The sequence below is a fragment of the Ruegeria sp. HU-ET01832 genome, from assembly GCF_040371315.1.
In the GTDB taxonomy this organism is placed as follows: Bacteria; Pseudomonadota; Alphaproteobacteria; order Rhodobacterales; family Rhodobacteraceae; genus Ruegeria; species Ruegeria lacuscaerulensis_A.
Genome location: NZ_BAABWL010000002.1, coordinates 333287 through 351918 on the forward strand (window position 1 = coordinate 333287; position 18632 = coordinate 351918).

Annotated in this window: 13 protein-coding genes; 9 read left to right on the forward strand and 4 right to left on the reverse strand. The window is 51.3% G+C overall.

What is annotated here, in order from left to right:
• Positions 1-160 precede the first annotated feature (160 nt).
• From ABWV79_RS06885 to ABWV79_RS06895, 3 genes are read right to left on the reverse strand one after another with little or no spacing between them, the layout of a single operon-like run.
• Positions 161-556 carry a thermonuclease family protein gene (locus tag ABWV79_RS06885; protein WP_353391092.1) on the reverse strand — a complete coding sequence of 132 codons (396 nt, stop codon included), beginning with the start codon at positions 554-556 and terminating at the stop codon, positions 161-163.
• Between the two features lie 23 nt (positions 557-579).
• On the reverse strand, positions 580-1359 hold the full coding sequence (locus ABWV79_RS06890) for a COG3904 family protein (protein WP_353391093.1): 780 nt from the start codon (positions 1357-1359) through the stop codon (positions 580-582).
• Positions 1359-2639 carry a hypothetical protein gene (locus ABWV79_RS06895; RefSeq protein ID WP_170668597.1) on the reverse strand — a complete coding sequence of 427 codons (1281 nt, stop codon included), beginning with the start codon at positions 2637-2639 and terminating at the stop codon, positions 1359-1361. The genes ABWV79_RS06890 and ABWV79_RS06895 overlap by 1 nt, the downstream gene beginning before the upstream one ends.
• A gap of 725 nt (positions 2640-3364) precedes the next feature.
• Between ABWV79_RS06895 and ABWV79_RS06900 the strand changes: the two genes are divergently transcribed.
• From ABWV79_RS06900 to ABWV79_RS06940, 9 genes are all read left to right on the forward strand, one after another.
• A complete protein-coding gene (locus tag ABWV79_RS06900) occupies positions 3365-4984 on the forward strand; it encodes a hypothetical protein (protein WP_353391094.1) in 1620 nt (539 codons plus the stop codon).
• Positions 4985-5226: 242 nt separating this feature from the next.
• Entirely contained in the window at positions 5227-5988 is a 762-nt protein-coding gene (locus ABWV79_RS06905; protein ID WP_170668599.1) for a hypothetical protein, read from the forward strand.
• 437 nt (positions 5989-6425) lie between these two features.
• Positions 6426-10010 carry a helicase-related protein gene (locus ABWV79_RS06910; RefSeq protein ID WP_353391095.1) on the forward strand — a complete coding sequence of 1195 codons (3585 nt, stop codon included), beginning with the start codon at positions 6426-6428 and terminating at the stop codon, positions 10008-10010.
• Between the two features lies 1 nt (position 10011).
• Positions 10012-13140 (forward strand): sacsin N-terminal ATP-binding-like domain-containing protein, encoded by a 3129-nt coding sequence (locus ABWV79_RS06915; protein WP_353391096.1) that lies wholly within the window; start codon positions 10012-10014, stop codon positions 13138-13140.
• Between the two features lie 342 nt (positions 13141-13482).
• A complete protein-coding gene (locus ABWV79_RS06920; protein ID WP_353391097.1) occupies positions 13483-14619 on the forward strand; it encodes a ThiF family adenylyltransferase in 1137 nt (378 codons plus the stop codon).
• Between the two features lie 139 nt (positions 14620-14758).
• The gene (locus tag ABWV79_RS06925) at positions 14759-15715 is read left to right on the forward strand and encodes a HesA/MoeB/ThiF family protein (protein ID WP_353391098.1); all 957 of its coding nucleotides are present in this window, start codon (positions 14759-14761) and stop codon (positions 15713-15715) included.
• A gap of 363 nt (positions 15716-16078) precedes the next feature.
• Complete coding sequence (locus tag ABWV79_RS06930) at positions 16079-16261, forward strand: Arm DNA-binding domain-containing protein (RefSeq protein ID WP_353391099.1); 183 nt, start codon at positions 16079-16081, stop codon at positions 16259-16261.
• Positions 16262-16291: 30 nt separating this feature from the next.
• Complete coding sequence (locus ABWV79_RS06935; protein ID WP_353391100.1) at positions 16292-16756, forward strand: tyrosine-type recombinase/integrase; 465 nt, start codon at positions 16292-16294, stop codon at positions 16754-16756.
• Between the two features lie 718 nt (positions 16757-17474).
• Entirely contained in the window at positions 17475-17687 is a 213-nt protein-coding gene (locus ABWV79_RS06940) for a hypothetical protein (protein ID WP_353391101.1), read from the forward strand.
• Positions 17688-17877: 190 nt separating this feature from the next.
• Here ABWV79_RS06940 and ABWV79_RS06945 read toward each other — a convergent pair whose 3' ends face one another.
• Positions 17878-18285 (reverse strand): (R)-mandelonitrile lyase, encoded by a 408-nt coding sequence (locus tag ABWV79_RS06945; protein ID WP_170353652.1) that lies wholly within the window; start codon positions 18283-18285, stop codon positions 17878-17880.
• Positions 18286-18632 lie beyond the last annotated feature (347 nt).

The following is an 18632-nucleotide window of genomic DNA, read 5'->3' on the forward strand; positions in this document are numbered from 1 at the left end:
CGCGCCGTGTATACCGTGACATAGACGCAGATTTCCACATCTTGTCTTGAAGACACAAAGTTGTCGACCTGGCCTTACGTCAATGGGCAGAGCTACAGTCGTCGAAACAAGTCCTAGCTCCTCGCTAAACCTATCGCGTAACTCCCTAGACACCTGCGCTTTACCGACAATAGCCGGCCCGTTTCAAGCGTGATTTCGCCGCTGGGGTCTCCAAATGCTTGTATCGCCCACCCGAGTACCTTGCGCAATCTAAAGCGTGACCCGCAGCGATTACGGCAGCTCCAATGTCTTGACCGTCGGCATAGCAGACTCCAACCCAACGGTCATACGTTCGCTCACCGTTGAGCTTGCACTCAACGTCCTTGCCTCGCAGAAAGTTAACCATCCAGCGTTTAGCGTCTTGACCGGAACGAGTACCAAGCTCCGGTGCGTCCACTCCGTTTAAACGGACAGGAGTACCATCGACAACGATTGTGTCTGCGTCACGTACTTGGAGGCCACCGGCTTCGGCAGTCGTGGCGAACAATGCCAAGGCAATGGTTAGCTTCTTCAACAAGGCGAAGTCCTCGGTGTTTCTTGTTAATCGATTATTTGGGTTGCTAAGCGTGTATCCACGAGTTCTTCCTCGACAAGCGCATAGATTTCCTCGGGTGGAGTATTCAGCGAAAATAGCATCAACGACGGGTCCACGCCCATGTCGATAAGATGCTGCATGGTTTCTCCTTGTCCCTTTTGGATACCTTCGACAGCGAAAACGACAGGAATTAATCGAGGCTGGTCGTAGTAGTGCTGATGCATTCCCACAATGCTGCGAAGTGAGACGGTGCGTTCTTGCCCGCCCGCTAAGATGTAAGGACATGACGATACGCACATCGAGCCAGCCAGAACGGCGGTAGAAAGCTCGGCACCTCTCATCTGCTTACCAATGGACAGCGCCTCAGAAACCACTCCTCCCGGGCTGTGGAGAGCCACAAGGTCGGGCTTCTCCTGCATGTCGGACAAGTACGAAGCGAAGCGGGCCGAGTCGTCCACCTCTATCTGGCCGCTAAGAAGAAGTACCCTTCCTAGTCCTTCGACTTCCTGTACTGAGAAGTCCAATCGGTTTGGAAAAGCCTCTGGCACGGGTACATCCAGAGGACCATCCTGAGGCAAAAGCGACGGATCGCTCCGATCAGTGCGATACTCTCGACGCTGATCTCCCGGGGATATCGGACCAGTCGGGAGTTCAACACGCTCCTTGAACGGGCTGGAAATGACGCCGAGAACGTCCGACGCTATTAAAACGCCCGCAATTGCGAATTGTAGGATAAGAACGTAGCGCAGCCCAGAACGTGGATCGAGACGATTTAGTAAGTTCATCAAGTTTCATCTTTTTGTGGATTGGCGCGGTTGAGGATAGCTGCGTCTGCCACGCCCATTGTCGCCTCCACGTCCTTCATGGCGTTCATTGCGGCTCTGAGGTCTGCAAGCGTCAAAGTATCCTCGATGCTCATACCGTCCTTACCACTGCGGATTGCGGCCTGTGTGATAGCCAGCACAAACACCAACACGGCGGGCAACAAGTCGATGGCTATAGCTCCGGCCCACGAAGGTACGAAGTTGTGGGCGTACTTGATTACTGCATCGGCGCTGGAAATCGGGTTGTACGCCGTCTCGATAGGCGGCTCCATGTCAAGCACCTCGTCCGCAGCGTTCTTGAGTGTCTTGCTGCGTTGGTCCAGCGCATTCAAAACTGAGTTAATTGTCGATGATTGCGCATCTCTTACATCGGAACTGCGTCCATCAAGTTCGGGAAGTACAACCGAGGATGGCAGGTCCTCAGCAGCGCGGGCGACAAGTGGTGCTACGCTGTACTGGTTGAGCCGCGAGATCACACCTGCCAACTTCACGCTTTCCTCAGAAAACTGAACCGAGCGGCGATCTACTGGACCAGGTGCAACGGTAAGCTCACGCATCTTTGCGAGGATTTCGTTGCCCTGTTGGAAGGCTTCCTCGATAGGTTCTTGTTGTGCAGCGATTTGTTCCTCGAGGTTACGCAATTCCTCAGCCTTTTGAGTGAGAACACGGAATACGGCACCTCGACCAGCTGTACCTGATAGATCACCAGACTGCTCAAGTTCCGCGAGTTCTACAAAACTCTGGCGGGCGCGTTCCACCTCGCGACCCAACGCCTGTCCACTCAGAGCTATATCATTAGCTTGCTCAAGAGCCGCTTGGTAGTCTCTAACTGTGTTTTCCAAGTGTTGCTCAACCGCGGCGGAGCCTGCGAGAGCGGCAGCGTTAAGCCAGCTGGACATGGCGATAATGGCGACGGAGCCAACAATTGTGGAGATCGTCAGACCAATGAAACCACTGGCCGTGCGCATCGAAGGCAGCAGCCGAAGCATATAGCTCCAAAAGACAAAGATGCCGACAGAAACGGCAATTGAATATGCGACGGCGGCGAAGAAAGAGACTGCACCGTTGTCTTCCAAAAGCGAGGAAACACCGAGATAAGTGTAAATACCAGACGCTATAGCTAGGACGCCCAAAGCCGCGGGTGTAAATGTGTCCAGCCAGGCTAAATGACCTTCGAGTTCTTTAGCGGTTCTAAGTCCCTTTGCTTCCTCAGCCGTCAAGCGATCCTTGTTCTCCGTCATAGTACGCCTTGCTCCACACTCATCACGCGATAGTTCGTCACTTAATCAGTTGTTAAGACTTTTCACCCTGGGTTGCATATCTGGACGTTAAGAAACGATTGCTTTTGTAAAACTGCCAGTCTTCTGTGAGTTTCTGCCAACTTGCGCCACCAGTCCTAGTAGATGTGAATAGTAGGAACTAACTGAAACACCGGTTGTTATTCTGAGAGTTTCGATAGGTAGAGATCAGCTGCATCGCTGTCCGATGCGTGAAAACGCCCAGCGGGATTGAGTAGCCTCATCTGACTGGTCCAATTTGATTGTTAGTGCATCATTGGCCTGTGATCCATCGGTATGATGGTTTCGGGCGCTGGCGGGCGGTGTGGATCGCGCGATAACAACGTGAAATTGCTTGGATGCCAGTAAAAAGTGGTTCATAAAAAATTCCCGACCGGGGTCACGAATGTACAAGTTTCCTCGCCGGATTTCAGCAGGTAAACTTCTGGTTGAACTGCCATGAGTACGGGGGCATTGTCTGGGCGTGAAGTGGCCGTATTGGTTAGGCTCAAATTGATCGGGTTTTTTTGTCATGGACAAAGATACAAGAAATACCGCCCAAGTTGAGCGCGCTACGGCATGGATAGTTCGGTCAGAACGCCTTTTTTTGACGCCAATGTCAAAGCCACAGATCTTAGCGCTCGGGCGATTCCAGCTAAGTATTCAATTGGTCAATTGGTGATGTGACCATGAGCTTGTTTCAGGAGAGTCTTTCATCAGCGATTGGCGACCAAAAGCATTTTGTCGCGGAGCGAGACGTGCTGCGTGTTTCGGGTCAAGTTTTGAATACTCATCAAGACCACACCTTTAGCGCAGCACGTAATTTGGCGTTAGAATGGGTCAAAGAACGTTCTGGTGGCAAACTTCCGAAAGACGCTTGGAAATTCGCTGATTTCAGGACCGATGTTGCGGGACGAAACACAGAGTGTTTGGCGCAAGACTTTGATGGTTTGGAAGTTTGGTCCGTGAGGGCCGAGGATCCGGATGGAAAGGTTCCGGGGCGGAATTGGAAGACCGAAGTTACTTTCGCAAGAGAGCCCAGCTCTCGCATCATGTTTTCCCTACGTCTTCGGGTCTCCAGTCATGTGCTCGATCAGAACTTCACTCCTGCAAGTCCAAGACTTGTTTCTTCAATAATAGATGAGTTGGGACTCAAGCTAGGCGATCATTCATGCAGTACGACACCGATCACCGTTCGAGATCACACAAGCTACGATCTGTTTGTCGAGCACTTGCTTGCGACGTCTCGAAAGACGCCACTGGTCGTACAGAGCTTTGTGCCGAACCATCGCGGCATCAATGTGTCGGCCATTTGTCGTCGCTTGGCCGGTTTGGCGCATGTCTACTCGATAAGTCCGGTTTTTGCCCGGAAACTATCCGACGAGATCGGCAAGGAACTGTCTGTATTTGATGGCGGGGTTAGAATCTACACACCAGATTTCGAAGTTGCCGATGACCCTAATGGCCATAGACTGTTTCTCAGGCGCTTCATTCAGCAAGGTGATAACCAAAGGCTCGTTGAACGCCACATCGCGCAAGACGTGGCGGCTTTGGGTCTACGAAGCAACAGAATTGGCAAAGAGGTTCTGGCTTTTTCTGATGTTTCCGCCCGCCTCTACAAGTATCGGGCAGATCAAAAAGGCAAACTGTTGGCGGCGGGTCGCGCTGAGGAAAATGATGAACTGATCATGAGCCTACGAGAGCAAGTGCGCTCTCTTGAAGAACAGGTGACAGAGGCAAAAGAACTAGAAACAATCGCACTCGAAGAGAACCAAGCATACCGCGAACGAGCTGAAGACGCAGAGTCCCGCGCTCGCGCATACACGAGCCAAATTCAAGGCCTCAAGGCAAGCCTGGCTCAGAATGCGGGCGCATCCAGCAGAGAAGTAGCGCGCCCCGAAGATTGGCCAAGCTTCATAGGCTGGGTGGAAAGTACCTTTGCTGGCCAGATAGTCCTAACCGGCGCAGCCAAGAGAGAAATCAAGAAAGCTCAATTTACGAATATTGAACTGGCCTGTGATTGTTTATCTTGGCTGGCGACGGACGGGATCAATTCAAGAGTTTCGGGTGCGGATGGAGCGTCCACGAGGGAAATGCCGGTCGCGGAGGGCGCCATTCATGCTCATTGCGGCGGTGACGCGTATGATTTTGATTGGCAGGGGCAGAGGCACACTGCTGATTGGCATATCAAAGGCAGCAGCAGTCGGGACCCCAAGCACTGTCTGCGCATCTACTTCGCTTGGGACGATCAATCACAGCAGATAATCGTGTCACACATGCCGTCTCATAGAACTACAAGTATGTCATGAACTTGCCTGAAGACCTCGTTTTGGGCTGCTATCGGCAACTTGCAAGACCTTGAGTGGCGGTATGGGAAAGTCTTCGATTGCGTCTGATGGGCCGACGAAGCGGCGCTTCGCACATGTCGAGGTGCTCCTGCTCGAGGAGATGTCAGGCGCGGTTACTCCTAGCTTCTTGCCTCACTGAGAGACACCTTTCTTAATGCGCTGAAGTCGTGCAGGCAAAAAACTCGACTTAGAGAGAGAAGTAAATGAACGCAAAAATGAATCCGAAGTCACTAAAAAAGGCACTCCTCGATAGACGCCTACGCGCGGAACTTGATTGTTTATTGCGAGTGCGTCCCTTCATGAACGAGGGAAAGCGTGATGAAGGATGGATGTGTAGGGAGCACTCCTTGATCGTGGCCTGCATAGCAGCCCTTAAGGGCTTCGTGCCGCACATCTGTTGGGGAAAGATGTTCGTCACTGGAGCAGACTATGAAACGGGTGAACTCAAGCACTTGAGGGTCGATACACATTCTTGGAACGCCATAGATGATTTTGGCTTTTTAGACCTGAGCATCAGTTTGAAAAACGGGGAGCACTCTGGATGGCGTAATTGGAAAGCCAACTGTATGCTTCAAAACAAACTCTACCCACAGGATAACGCGGATTTTTTTTACTTTGTTTCGCATGATCGGGCGAGGTTCGAACATGCTGCAACTCTATCAATCCAAACAAAGAAACCCACAATCGCTTATCTTGGAGAAGAAATTGCGATTCTGGCATCGGACTATCTTCGGGGAAGCACAAAGTATGTTAACTCGCCGCTCACTGACGAGCTCAAATCCCTGCCAAAGTTTGATGAAACCATTTATCTCAAAGCAGCATGGCACGTTTGGCTTGTTCTAAATCGAAAGACGAAACCGCTACAAGGAGTCTCTCGCCTGGAAGCCTGGTCCCACATATCAGAAAATTACGAAGGTGCTGATGCTCGATTACTTTCATTGACAGGGAAACTCCCAGCCAGTTAGGCATCTAAAACTTTCTGTTCACGGGCCATCTTCGAATATGTACGTGAACGAACGAATGTTCAGTGAAAAATTGTTATCTGAGGTTCTGCCGGCGAAACCAGGAGTTGGAGGGGGCCCAACTCTTTCGTATCTCGTCTATGACGCGATGAGCCAAGCTGAAAGCGGAAGTCAATCAGCTCCGAACTCAATCCAAACTCGGAGTTAAGAGACACCGGCCTTGTACGTTCTGATTGCAGCTACTAATTTTGCCATGCGTTTTCGTGACAAAGCTGCTGCGGTGGCTCAGCCCATGAACGTTACTGAGAAAGAACGCGAGCACATTTGTGACCTGAGATGCGCCTTGGACCCGGACCTGGTAGGAACACATAAACTACCAGAATTAGTTCGCTAGTAGGTCTTTGGGAAAATCACTCCGTGTGTCCGCAATGGAGGCTTGCATGGAAGAGATCAAAACGGTCGCTAGGGAAATCGCCATATTCTTGGAAGAAAACCTTCCTTCGCTTGGCGACAACTGGTGGGCCACCCACGTCATTGATAGCCTAACTTTCCAGCAGCAACGGATTGTAACAGAAAAAGGCATCAAGTCGCTCAAAGGATTGGATCTTGCGGCGCTTCTTCGTGTGCTTGATCGAAACTGGTTTGAGTTAAGCTCGAAGTGTAACTTGGCGAGGGAAGGTCGGAACTGGATAAAAGAGTCACAATCAGTTCGAAACAAGTGGGCCCACTTATCCACTGAAGCAACTCCACCCTCTGAGTCATACCGCGACCTGGATACCCTCTGGCGTTTGATGGATCTCGTCGATGCTTCAGAAGGAGCAAAAGAACTCTTAGCTGCGCATCGAGATGCGGCCTTGGAGCAAATGAAATCACGTGAAGTTGCCTTGCCCGGAAGTATCAAAGCTCCTCAAGAACATGAGCATTCATCTGCGTTGAACCCATCTCCCAACCCGGCCGCCTTTTCTCCAGGAGATATGGTAGTCTTAAGAGCTGAGCCCGACAGAGTTATGGCCGTGATTTCCGTCCATCTGGACGGGGCTGAGCCGAAGTATACGGTTTTTGCAGACGGCAAAACGAGTACACTCTACGAGAGCCAGTTGGCTCAGCCGGAAGAAGTCAGCGGTTTTTCCGGGATTTCGTCCTGTGCAGATGTGCGATCAAGTATAACCTCAGCGCATGTCCTCTCTCCTTCGGCCTCTAATCTGCTGTCCGTGGGTTCTGGGCGGGTGAACTTTGTTCCGTACCAGTACCGGCCCGTGCTCAAACTCATTAACTCCGACAGGCCTCGAATTCTGATTGCTGATGAAGTCGGCGTCGGCAAGACAATCGAAGCGGGATTAATCCTCAAAGAGTTGAGAGCCCGCTTGGACATCCAATCAGTTCTGGTTGTCTGCCCAAAAGCTCTCGTTGCAGAACGTAAGTGGTTCAATGAGATGAAGCGGTTTGACGAGAGCTTCTTTTCGCTCGATGGGAAATCGTTCCGTCACTGCCTCGCAGAAGTCGATTTGGAAGGCGAGTGGCCGGATAACTATTCGAAGGCAATACTTCCATTTTCTCTGTTTGATTCGGACCTTGTGTTTGGCGGCGACGGACGCGGCAAGCGCAGGAAGAAACGCGATGGTCTTCTGGACCTCAATCCACCACCTCAATTCGACCTAGTTATCGTCGACGAGGCTCACCACCTTAGAAACAGCGACACTTTCCTGCACCAAGGCGTCAAATTCCTGTGCGATCACGCTAAAGCGGTCGTTTTGATGACCGCGACGCCGGTGCAACTCGGAAGCGATGATCTGTTCACGCTATTGAATATAGTTCGTCCCGACTTGATCATTGACCAAGCCAGCTTCGGGCAGATGGCGGAACCAAACCCCCACATTAATGCAGCGGTTCAGCATTGCCGTTCGGCAGAATCCGAGTGGGCCGGCCTTGCCAAGGCAGAGCTTGATGCAGCAGCGAACACGGATTGGGGCGCGAAATTCCTCCGAGAGTCACCAGATTTCCAATCCGTGTATGACAGGCTGCTTGATGATGAAATCGTTGAAGAAGACCGAGTGGTTTTGACACGCGATATCGAAGAGCTATACACGTTCAGTTCGATAATTAATCGTACCAGGCGTAGAGATATCGGGGAGTTCACGACGCGTAAGCCGGAAACCATCGAGGTTCCATTTTCGAATGCGCAGCGCGAACTCCATGACCGTTTGCTGTTCATCATCGCCCGAATTCTGGAACGCACGCACGGAAGCCAGAATGTGAAGTTCATGATGACAACAATCAGACGTCAGGCCGCGAGTTGCTTGTACGGTCTGGCGCCACAGTTGTCAGACATGTTGAACCACAGGATCGATGCCCTCGAGATCCTCGAAGCTAACGATGATGCCCGAGACGTTGATCTTGGTTTTTTGGAGGGTGTCCGATCCGAGATCGGAGAAATCATCACACTTGCGGAAGACTTGGATCCACATGACGAGAAAGCGGCAGCCTTTCTACAGGCTATCGTCGAAAAGTCAGAAATGGAGAAAAACAAGGCCCTCGTATTTAGCACCTTTAGGCATACGCTGAGCTATCTCTCGACCAAACTGTCCGAAACCAGCGTCAGGTTTGGGCTGGTCCACGGTAACGTTCCTGATGAAGAGCGGGCCGAATTGCGCAGGCGGTTCTCGTTACCCAAGGAGGACTCCGACGCGATTGATGTGCTACTGTCTTCCGAGGTCGGGTGCGAAGGGTTGGATTTCCAGTTCTGTGACTTGCTGGTAAACTACGACATTCCGTGGAACCCGATGAAAGTTGAGCAACGCATTGGGCGGGTCGACAGATACGGCCAGGAAAGCGAAGCCGTCGCGATTCTTAACTTCATTACACCAGGCACCGTCGATGCTGATATATACCAGCGATGCCTCTGGCGGATTGGTGTTTTTCAGAGCGCCGTTGGGGGTAACGAAGAGATCCTCGGCCAAATTACGCGCGAACTCCACAGCATTGCAGATAGCTTTGATCTAACCGCCGACGAAAGGGCCGAGCGCCTTCAGCAGATCGCTGACAATGGTATCCGCAAGATCCGTGAAGAAAGAGACCTTGAAGAAAAGCAAGCGCAGCTGTTTGGCCTCAATCTCCCGGGAAAGGCTTGGAACGACGTCGTTGAAGGTGTGACCACCACCTGGCTGTCAGACACCGCGCTCGAGCACTGCGTGCGCCAGTACCTCGCACGGAGGCTGAACAGTGATGGGACGCGTCTCAGCAAGCAGAAAACCCTCAAAACCTTGCGCTTGGACGAAAGCTCACGAGGTTATCTTCTCCAGGATTACAAACGCCTTCCGAAGTCGACAGGGGCAGAGACGCGCGTCTGGGAAAAGTGGTTGAGGGGGCATCAAAACTCCCTGCAACTGACCTTCGACCAAGAAACAGCGGTGGCCAACCCTGGGGCGGTACATTGCACCCTCACTCATCCATTGGTGCGTCAGGCAGCTTCCTATCTTGGTTTCTCTGAGCCAACTCAATGTTCGCTAGAAATTGTCTACAACTCGATCTTGGCTGGCAGATACAGGTTCGCTCTGTATCGGTGGTCTCGAAAGGGAATACGTCCGGATGAGGAAATCGTGGCGGTTGCTGATGATCCGACAATCGAGTCCAGTCTCTTGAACCTGATTGCGGCATCGTCTGACTCTCATGATCCAAGTGAAGCGACTGACGAAGAACAGCAGGCCTTGGACACGGCGCACTATGAGAAATGGTCCCGAGCAAGGGCAGAACACATCGCCGAGAATGAAGAGTTCGCTGAACACCGCATGCAGAGTCTGGTTGCCAGCCATCATGCACGAACATCAGTGATTAAGGACCAGATCGCGCGCACATCGAATGATAAGATTCTCCGCATGAAGGAAAGCGAACTCGCGAGAGCGGAGGCTGATTTCGAACGCAGTAAAGTCGATATCAAAGCGGCAGCGAAATCTGGCGACATCGTCGCCGAACTCGTCCTCTATGGCATAATCGAAGTAAAGTCCGCTTCGCAGATAGGTGAAAGTTAAGATGAACTCGGAAGTCGTTGCCGCCGTTCGCAGAGAAAGAGAAGACTTGGCCCGAGTGCTGAAAAAGCACAAGGGAATTAGAAAGATCGTAGAAGATCTGTACCCGGATAGCGCTCATTTCATTTACGAACTGCTCCAGAATGCTGAAGACACGGGGGCAAACGAGTGTGCTTTCACTTTGTGTGAAGACCAGCTGGTCTTCGAGCACAATGGCAGCCCATTCACAGAAGCCAATATCGAGGCAATAACTGATATTGGTGAGGGCACCAAAGAAGAGGACGAGGACAAGATCGGCCGGTTTGGAATAGGCTTTAAAGCAGTATTTGCTTACTCTGAGACTCCAAACATTTTTTCTCCGACATACAGCTTCAGAATCTCTGACCTTGTATTGCCCTCGGCTATTATTAACCCGGACCCTGGATCACAAAAGACTCGTTTTGAGTTCCCGTTTAACAATCCAAAGAAACTGAAATCCGTTGCGTTTGAGGAAGTTAGACATGCGCTAGAGGAACTTGCAGAAAACACACTTTTGTTCCTGCCCAACATCGAATTGATCTCTTGGCAGGTCAAAGGCGGTCGATCTGGAAGTGTCATGCGGGTCTCGCACTCTGAACATCATATCGAGATTGTTCGGGAAGACGAGCGTTCAACAGGAGGCTCTTTTCACTTTGTTAAAGTCGAAGAAAAAGTGGACGGGCTGGGAAATCGAAAGATTGCAATAGCATACGCCTTGGAGCCGCGAGCCGAGGATCAAAGTTTTGATACGACTGTTCCGATCAGTAAACAGATGCGCCTTGCACCAGCGAGACCCGGAAACGTATCAGTCTTTTTTCCGGCCGAGAAAGAGCGATCAGGCTTGAGGTTTCACATTCATGCACCGTTCATTCCAGAATTAAGCCGCGCTAGCATCAAGGATACACCTGCAAACGAACCTCTTCTGGATCAATTGGGTGTTCTTGCCGCCAAATCTCTTTATGTTCTGCGAAACTTGGACCTGCTAACAGTTCAGGCTCTCGCGATCTTCCCTAATTCGACGGATGATATTCCCAAGCGCTACCAGCGCCTTCGCGAAGCGATTGTTGCTGAAATGAACCACAACGCGCTAACTCCAGCGAAAAACGGTGGCCATAAACCGGCTTCAACACTGGTTCAGTCACGCGCCGCTGTGAAAGAGCTGCTGACAGATGATGATTTGTCGATCTGGATCAACAAAGACTACTCAGAGGGCCCGTGGTGGGCGATGTCAGCGCCTCAAAAGAACAGCAACAGTGATAGGTTTTTAAGCGATCTGGACATTTTGGAGTGGGACGTTGAAGAGTTTCTCGACGCCATAGATAACAATTTCGTAGAGGCCTATCGATGGATCTATCCGTTCGACGACTTTTCCAAATGGCTTGAGGCAAAACCAACTGAATGGCTACAGCGTTTTTTTTCGTTTCTGTGGACTATTTTGGAGCCAGAAGAGGATGTTGTGAGAGCGCGAAATTGGAGAATCGTGCGCACCACCAACCATGGCTTGTTGACGCCTGAACAATGCTACTTCGAAGGTTCCGAGGCGCGTAGGTTGGGGCTCCCAACCGTCGATCCGGATACTCTCTCCTCCGAAAAGAAAGGTAAGAAAGGTAAGAAAGGTGGCCAACAGGGAAAATCTAGACGCTTTCTTGTGGGGGCTGGTGTCCGAGAGGTCGGGGAAGCCGAAGAAATCCGGTTTGTTCTAGAAAGCAAGTACGGAAGTTCAGCCCCAGAATTTGATTGGCTAACCCACATTGCTGATCTAAACCAATTTGCCGACTATCTTGAAAGTCACCCGCGTGACGTATCTGTATTTCGCGATTTTAAGGTTTTGCGCGATACCACGGGTAATCCCCGATATGCGTCAGAGATGTTTTTAGATGCTCCGTATATGGACACGGGAGTGCGTCATTATTTCGAACGACTCGAAGACTCGGATCGGGTGGGAATATCGACGAACTACTGGAGAAAGATCAAGAAAGATAAGTTCATCAACTTTGCTTCGAAACTGGGTGTCGCGACGCAAATTGTTATCGAAAAAACAAGCTGCCGCTGGAATCCAAACAGGGATTTATATTACGGTGGATATGGGAGTCGAACGTCTTATGAAAGAGATATCGACTACAAAATTCCATACCTAAGGGACATGTTGGCGGAACCGTCGAAGGAATTGTCGCTCGTAATCTGGGAGACGATTTCATCGGCGCAAATTGACTGGACTGAAGCAAGGTACTGTAGGAATTACAATACCTACTACCGAACCGGAGTTTCCCAACTCGCGCATGTATTGAGGGATAACGCTTGGATACCTCAGGAAAGCGGGGAGTTCGTCCGGCCAGCTGATGCATCCGCATCTAAGCTTCCTAAAGGTTTTAAGTTTGACAAGGGATGGGGCTGGCTTGAAGCGATAGGCTTCGGCAGCGAAGAAAAAGCGGCTCTTGAACAAAGGAAGGAGACTGAACGGATCAGGGCTGAAAGGAACCAGAGAGCTCAGGAGTTCGGTTTTGAAACTGCTGAGGATGCAGAACTAGCGCGAGAGTTGGTCACAAGCATACCAAGGGACGAGTTATCCCAGTTGCTCGCTGAACGACGGGCCGCGGCCGAGTTCGAAATGCCCGACAGACCTTCAAAAAATGCCCAACGAAGAGCTGCAAAGGTCGCCGAAAAGGCCCGTGATGCTGAGACGCGCGAAACCGAAGTCCGTAATCGTTCCGTCTCACTGACAAAGGCGCAGGTAAAGGTGGAGGCAGCTGCCTACTTGCAAGACCAATATACCAATGCGGATGGTGTAATGGGCTGTCAAATCTGTAAGAAGCCGCTACCGTTCTTACTCGCGGACGGGAGCCCCTATTTTGAGAAAGTCGAGTTTCTGGGTGGGCTGAACCTTCGACATCACCAGAACTACCTAGCACTCTGCCCCAACCACGCGGCAATGTATGAGCATGCCAACGGCTCGAAAGGGATGCTGCGAGAACTGTTTGACGGGCTCGACGGACAGGAGCTCACACTTTCGCTGGGGCAGGCTGAGACTTCGATCTACTTCACCCAAGCTCACATGATTGACCTACGCGCGATCATTAAATCTGAGGAAGTTGATAAAATGGATGCCACAACCTAGCCGGAACAACCCTGACAGCACGGACACGAAATGGAGCAGGTCGATGTATTACCCAGATTTGTATGTTGAACGGTTGACGAATGCGCACCGATGACAAAGACTTAGGTGGAATACTGCTCCAAGGTGAGACAAAAAAATGACAGCCAAGTACACGATTGAGAAACACGGATTTGAAGAAATCGACGTATCTGAGGGTATGACGAACGCAGCTGCTTATACAAAAGAGTGCTCTGGTTCTCGTTCCGATTGCTGCACTCGAACTTGCAGCGCGGACGCAACATTTGTTGCAAGCGATGAAGACTGGGCCAGGTTTCTCGACGTGCGAGGCGGCCAGATTCAGTATTGACTACGGCTGAAGACAATTTTGGCTCGCTCCGACTGTGGCTGAGGGACGGAGTAGATGTTTACATCTCGCCTGACAACGTTGCGCATGTTGTTTTCCTTTCGACTCGAAAAAGACTGCGCCTCAAAGTATCGCCCTCTTTGATCAGTTCTCTTGAATGGCTTGACGGCTCGGCGACGGTGTCTGAGCTTGAAGAAAAATTCAGTGAAGATACCCATGCATCATCCTTGGTAGATTTCCTGTACTATCTTTATGGGAAGGGTGTTCTTGTCGAGAAAGACTGGATGATGGATGGGATCTCCCCTGAATGCGCATCGAGATTTTCGCGGCAGCTGAACTTTTTCTTAGACATTGAAGAGTCTACTGGTGCTGCTTTGGAGCTGCTTCGACGGTTTATGGAGTGCAAGGTCGCACTAATTGGAATTGGATCTGTCGGAAGCTGGATCTTAAAAGAGTTGGTGCAGATTGGGTTTCAACGATTTGTGCTAATCGATCCAAAGCCGCTGACATCCGGTGACAGGGTAAGAAATGCACTATTCGATCATGCGTTGGTAGGCCTGCCGAAAGCGGTCGTAGCTGATCGTTTCATTCAGGGGCAAGCCGTTAACCCTGAAACATGGGTTCGGACACTGCCTTTGGACATTTATACAGATGTCGAGTCGCTTATCGGGAGCGATGTTGACCTCATTATCAACACTGCTGACGAACCTTACATTGGTGCAACAAGCATCAAGCTCTCGCGATACTGCGTAAAGAAGGGGACGCCACTTCTAGTTGCCGGTGGGTTTGATGCACACCTTGCCAGCTTGAGCGAAATGATCGTACCGGGAAGAACTCCTTGCTCAGATTGCTATGCAATGCATTTCGAAGAAGCGTTAAGTGACTGGAAACCGATGTCGCACCCAGTTACAGATCGCCTCATGGGCTTCGGAGGACTGCCATCTCTGTCTGTCTTTGCCGCCTCAGCGGCGGTTCTAAAAATTGTAAGGCTATTCTCAGAAAAGGGGGGCGGCGTCGAGAGAGGTCGGGGAGAGTTCCTATTCGACAATTACGCAATCGATAGCTTTAAGGTGGAGCGAAATCCGAAGTGCCCCGCCTGTGGTGAAGCAATGCCCTTAGAACTAAATGACATTTAGATATGAAAGTTCCGGTCGCTGGCTAATACGTCCTTCTGTCTCCGTCATTCCTTTAGGAGACGGTGTAGTCGATTTCTTTCAGTCCTCGACTAGGCGATCAATGCGGTTTCGCGTCACTTCAGAGATTGAAGCCGCGATAATGAAACTAGATGGTGAAACTAGCATCGTAGAAATCAGCTCCGGAAACGGCGCGTGTCTCTCGCAACTAGAGAATTTCATTGAGATACTCCATGATCGGTGTGTCGTCGAGCCAATGGAGCTACGGCAGGCCATAAATGACAGTCAGTTTTACAGACTGTTAAACTTTCTTGGGGACTACTTTCCAGCTGAAGAAGTGTTTGGTGCCTTTGACAAGGTGCGCTCTGCGAAGGTTGCTGTTTTAGGTTGCGGTGCGGTCGGCAGCTGGACGTCTTTACAACTAGCACATTCCGGCTTTCAACATTTCATCCTAATAGACAGTGATATAGTCGAAGAATCCAATCTGAACCGTTCTTTGTTCCTCGCCGAAGATTTGGAGTTACCTAAGGTTCAAGCTCTTACCAAGGCGATTCACAGAGTGTCGCCCGATTGCACGGTTTCGAGAGTTCAAAAAAAGATATCAATGGCCAGCAGTTTGAGCACAGTGCTTACTGAGGCCGCGCCAGACATTGTCGTGAACTGTGCCGACGAGCCATCGGTGGATGTAACCAGCGAATGGATCAATCAGTATTGCCAGGAGCACGGTGTTCCCTATGTGATCGCCGGGGGCTACAATCTACACCTAAGCTTGATCGGGATGACAGTGAGACCTGGCGTTTCCGCTTGCTACAACTGCTCTCGACTAACGCTAGATGAACTCGAGGATACGTCCCTTCGCGGTGTAAAAAGGCTCTGGCGGCCGAAGCGCAACTTGGGAAGCTTGGCGCCGCTAGCTGGCGTTACTTCATCGTTGGCAGCCTCGGAAATTCTAAGACTGGCCGTGCAGTCCGAAAGGCTCGTACCCGCAATGCAAAATCGTCGGGGAGAGTTCAATTTTCTGACCAATGAACTCTCTTATGTTAGTCTTCCTCCTCGGCCCGAATGCGGATGTATAGAACTCGCAAGAAAGACTGGCTGATTGAAAGGTCCACTGCATAATTTGACCAAATTGATGGTGTGTGGGCCCTGTATTTGGTTTAGTCATGCTGCACATTTTGCTGCACAAAATGCTGGACAGCCCGCTTTGAATATTACTTAAAGTATTGATATTAAATGCATAAAATTCTCCTAGATTTCTGAGTGGCGGACTTCGTCTCCGCCATCTACCCATTTTGATGAGTTGGTGTGGCATGTTTAATTTGCCGTAAATTTATAAATAATCAGCACTTACTGTCTCTTAGTGCAATTTTGAATTTTACTGAATTACCTTTAGTGTGATTCATTGAGTGGTATATTTTGTGGAATTTTTTTGGCAGCGTTAAGCGGGAAGCTGACAAAGAAGTTGGTAGAGAATCTAGGTCCGGGTCGTCATGGCGACGGGTCAGGTCTGTACCTTGTTGTCGATCCGACGGGCGCACGGCGCTGGATTGTGCGTGTAACGGTCAAAGGGCAAAAGAACCGCAAGGGCGCACCGCTGAGAACGGACTTCGGTTTGGGCGGCGCTGATGTCGTCACTCTGAACTAAGCGTGGAAAAGAGCCCTCGAATATCGACGCATGGCTAAGTCCGGACTGAACCCGCGCTTCAATGCCCAACGTAAAATACCTACTTTCGAAGAACTCAGCCGCCAGGTTCACATTGACCGCCTACCGACGTGGAAGAATGCCAAGCATGACCAGCAATGGCTCAATACCTTGCGCGACTACGCGTTCCCCAAGATCGGCCGCATGCCTGTGGACAGCATTGATCAGCCCGAAGTGCTGACGTGCCTGTCCCCCATCTGGACCGAGAAACACGAAACCGCAAAGCGATTGTCGCAACGGATCAAGTCGGTGCTCGACGTGGCAAAGTCCAAGGGCTTCCGCTCGGGCGAGAACCCGGTGACCGCTATCCGCGAAGGCAAGGTGCTGCCTACCGTCAAAGCCAAGGTGCAGCACCACGGCGCTATGCCGTGGCAAGAGGTGCCGGCGTTCTGTGCCGAGTTGCAGACCCGTCCAGCCATGGCAGCCAGACTGTTCTAAGTTTTTACGTGTGGAAGTTTTATCAAAAAATTATTGAGTAATTCATATCCCGCCAATCTTCGGTCTCGCACCTGGATCGATATCGCAACAGGAGCGCTTCAGCCCTTACGAGAACGTTGATAATCGCAACTGGATTACCTTCAGAGGTCCATCGCCAACCGAAATTTTGGTGGGGAGCCAGAAAGCCTTCTCTTGTCCATCGCCCGATGTACAAGCTCTACATGGAATCTGTTGTGACCTTCTCACCCCAGAGCAAGTGTGACCGCAGGCTGCTACAGTGGACTCCATTCGGTCAAGCGATGATACTCGTGAGAGGCTTCTATGCGCTCGAAGCTGACACCCGACAGATTTGACTGAACCGCTGTCAGCCTATTTTAGAGAAAAAGGGAATTTCATATGAACAGATGGTTTTTTTCTGGGTTCGCATTGCTGGTTTCAGCCTGCAACCCACCGTCCCAGGCTCCATTGGTAACTGATGCGAACGGTCAGACTGCCATCCAAATCAACACAAGCGGGCTTACATGTTACGAGTCGACCTGTCTGGAGATAACAAGGGGCAGTGTTCGCGCGATCGGACACAAGAGAGCTCGCATCCCAAAAGGTATCGATGTCAGCAGCGGGACCGTTACCCCAGACGAGTTTAAGCGGATGCGCCAATCAGCTATGTTGGCGGGCGGACCCGGTTCTGGCAATCGGTAAACAAAGGAGGGGTCGCTTTATGTTCAACGATGACGTCCAGGCACGATGCCCAGAATGCGGATCGCCGGATACGGTGATTACAGGTGAGAAAGCCGCCATTAATGCATGTGGGTACGAGGAGCCTTTTCTGCTCGATGAGGAGTTGCGCGACGGAGCGCATGACCTTGTGGCCAACTCGCAGACAATGGCACGGGCGAGAGACGTTCTGCAGCGATGGGATTTTGCAGGGTAAATTGCTGGCTGATGAGGCCAGAAAGCCGGAAAAGTTAAAACACGCAGTAAGGGTCTTTCAGGGGCGAAACGACGGCCGCGCTCTGGAGGCGAAAGATTTGCTGCATCCATTTATATGGGCGTAGAATTGGTCAGGATAAAGCTCTAGAGGTGTCACTCCGCGGCGAGCCGCTCGGTAAGGTTCAAGCGCTTCACTCTGCGCGCGCTGCGCTGTAATCCTCGTCCGAAACATGCTCCATCCAATCCGCAGTCTTGCCCTCGACAGACGTCTGCACAGCCAGATGGGTCATCGCACAGTCTGGCGACGCGCCGTGCCAATGCCGCTCTCCCGGCGCGAACCACACCGTATCGCCAGGGCGCAACACCTGCACTGGCTGCCCCTCAGATCCAGCCAGCCCCAAGCCTGACAAAACATGCAGCGTTTGACCGGCAGGGTGCGTGTGCCAAGCTGTCCGTGCGCCGGGCTCAAAAGTCACAGTAAGGACCTTGACCGGCGAGGGATCATTCCCTGTTACAACAGGATCAAAGCGGACGGTGCCGGTGAAATACTCATTACCGGGGAATTGAGAGGGCCGGTCCCCGGCCCGGTGAATCTCCATGATGTGCTCCTTTGTTGCGCTGCTCTTGGGGACTTAGCAGAGTTCCGATTTCAAACCCAGAAGCGGGCCGGCTCGACGCGGCAATCTGAGCATCATTGTCGAATGCCCATAGCGCGACTGGAACCGGTCATCGGTTTGAGCGGGACCTACGTCCGAGTTGCGGACGATTCGGTCATTCGCTGCTCTGGGTATGATTGTCCACTTTTTGGGCAGCGAATAAATTGAGCGAAATTGAGTACTGTTCGATAGGGAACAACTTAGGAAGAAACGCGGGTCTGATATTTCTGGATACAGTTTCTGTCGAACGCTCAAAGAGACGAACAACTAGTTAACGAGTATGAGTTCCA

Coding starts and splice junctions, on each gene's coding strand:
- ABWV79_RS06895 (WP_170668597.1), bottom strand. CDS start 2,639: ATGACGGAGAACAAGGATCGCTTGACGGCTGAGGAAGCAAAGGGACTT.
- ABWV79_RS06905 (WP_170668599.1), top strand. CDS start 5,227: ATGAACGCAAAAATGAATCCGAAGTCACTAAAAAAGGCACTCCTCGAT.
- ABWV79_RS06940 (WP_353391101.1), top strand. CDS start 17,475: ATGTTCAACGATGACGTCCAGGCACGATGCCCAGAATGCGGATCGCCG.
- ABWV79_RS06945 (WP_170353652.1), bottom strand. CDS start 18,285: ATGGAGATTCACCGGGCCGGGGACCGGCCCTCTCAATTCCCCGGTAAT.
- ABWV79_RS06915 (WP_353391096.1), top strand. CDS start 10,012: ATGAACTCGGAAGTCGTTGCCGCCGTTCGCAGAGAAAGAGAAGACTTG.
- ABWV79_RS06925 (WP_353391098.1), top strand. CDS start 14,759: ATGAAACTAGATGGTGAAACTAGCATCGTAGAAATCAGCTCCGGAAAC.
- ABWV79_RS06890 (WP_353391093.1), bottom strand. CDS start 1,359: ATGAACTTACTAAATCGTCTCGATCCACGTTCTGGGCTGCGCTACGTT.
- ABWV79_RS06900 (WP_353391094.1), top strand. CDS start 3,365: ATGAGCTTGTTTCAGGAGAGTCTTTCATCAGCGATTGGCGACCAAAAG.
- ABWV79_RS06910 (WP_353391095.1), top strand. CDS start 6,426: ATGGAAGAGATCAAAACGGTCGCTAGGGAAATCGCCATATTCTTGGAA.
- ABWV79_RS06935 (WP_353391100.1), top strand. CDS start 16,292: ATGGCTAAGTCCGGACTGAACCCGCGCTTCAATGCCCAACGTAAAATA.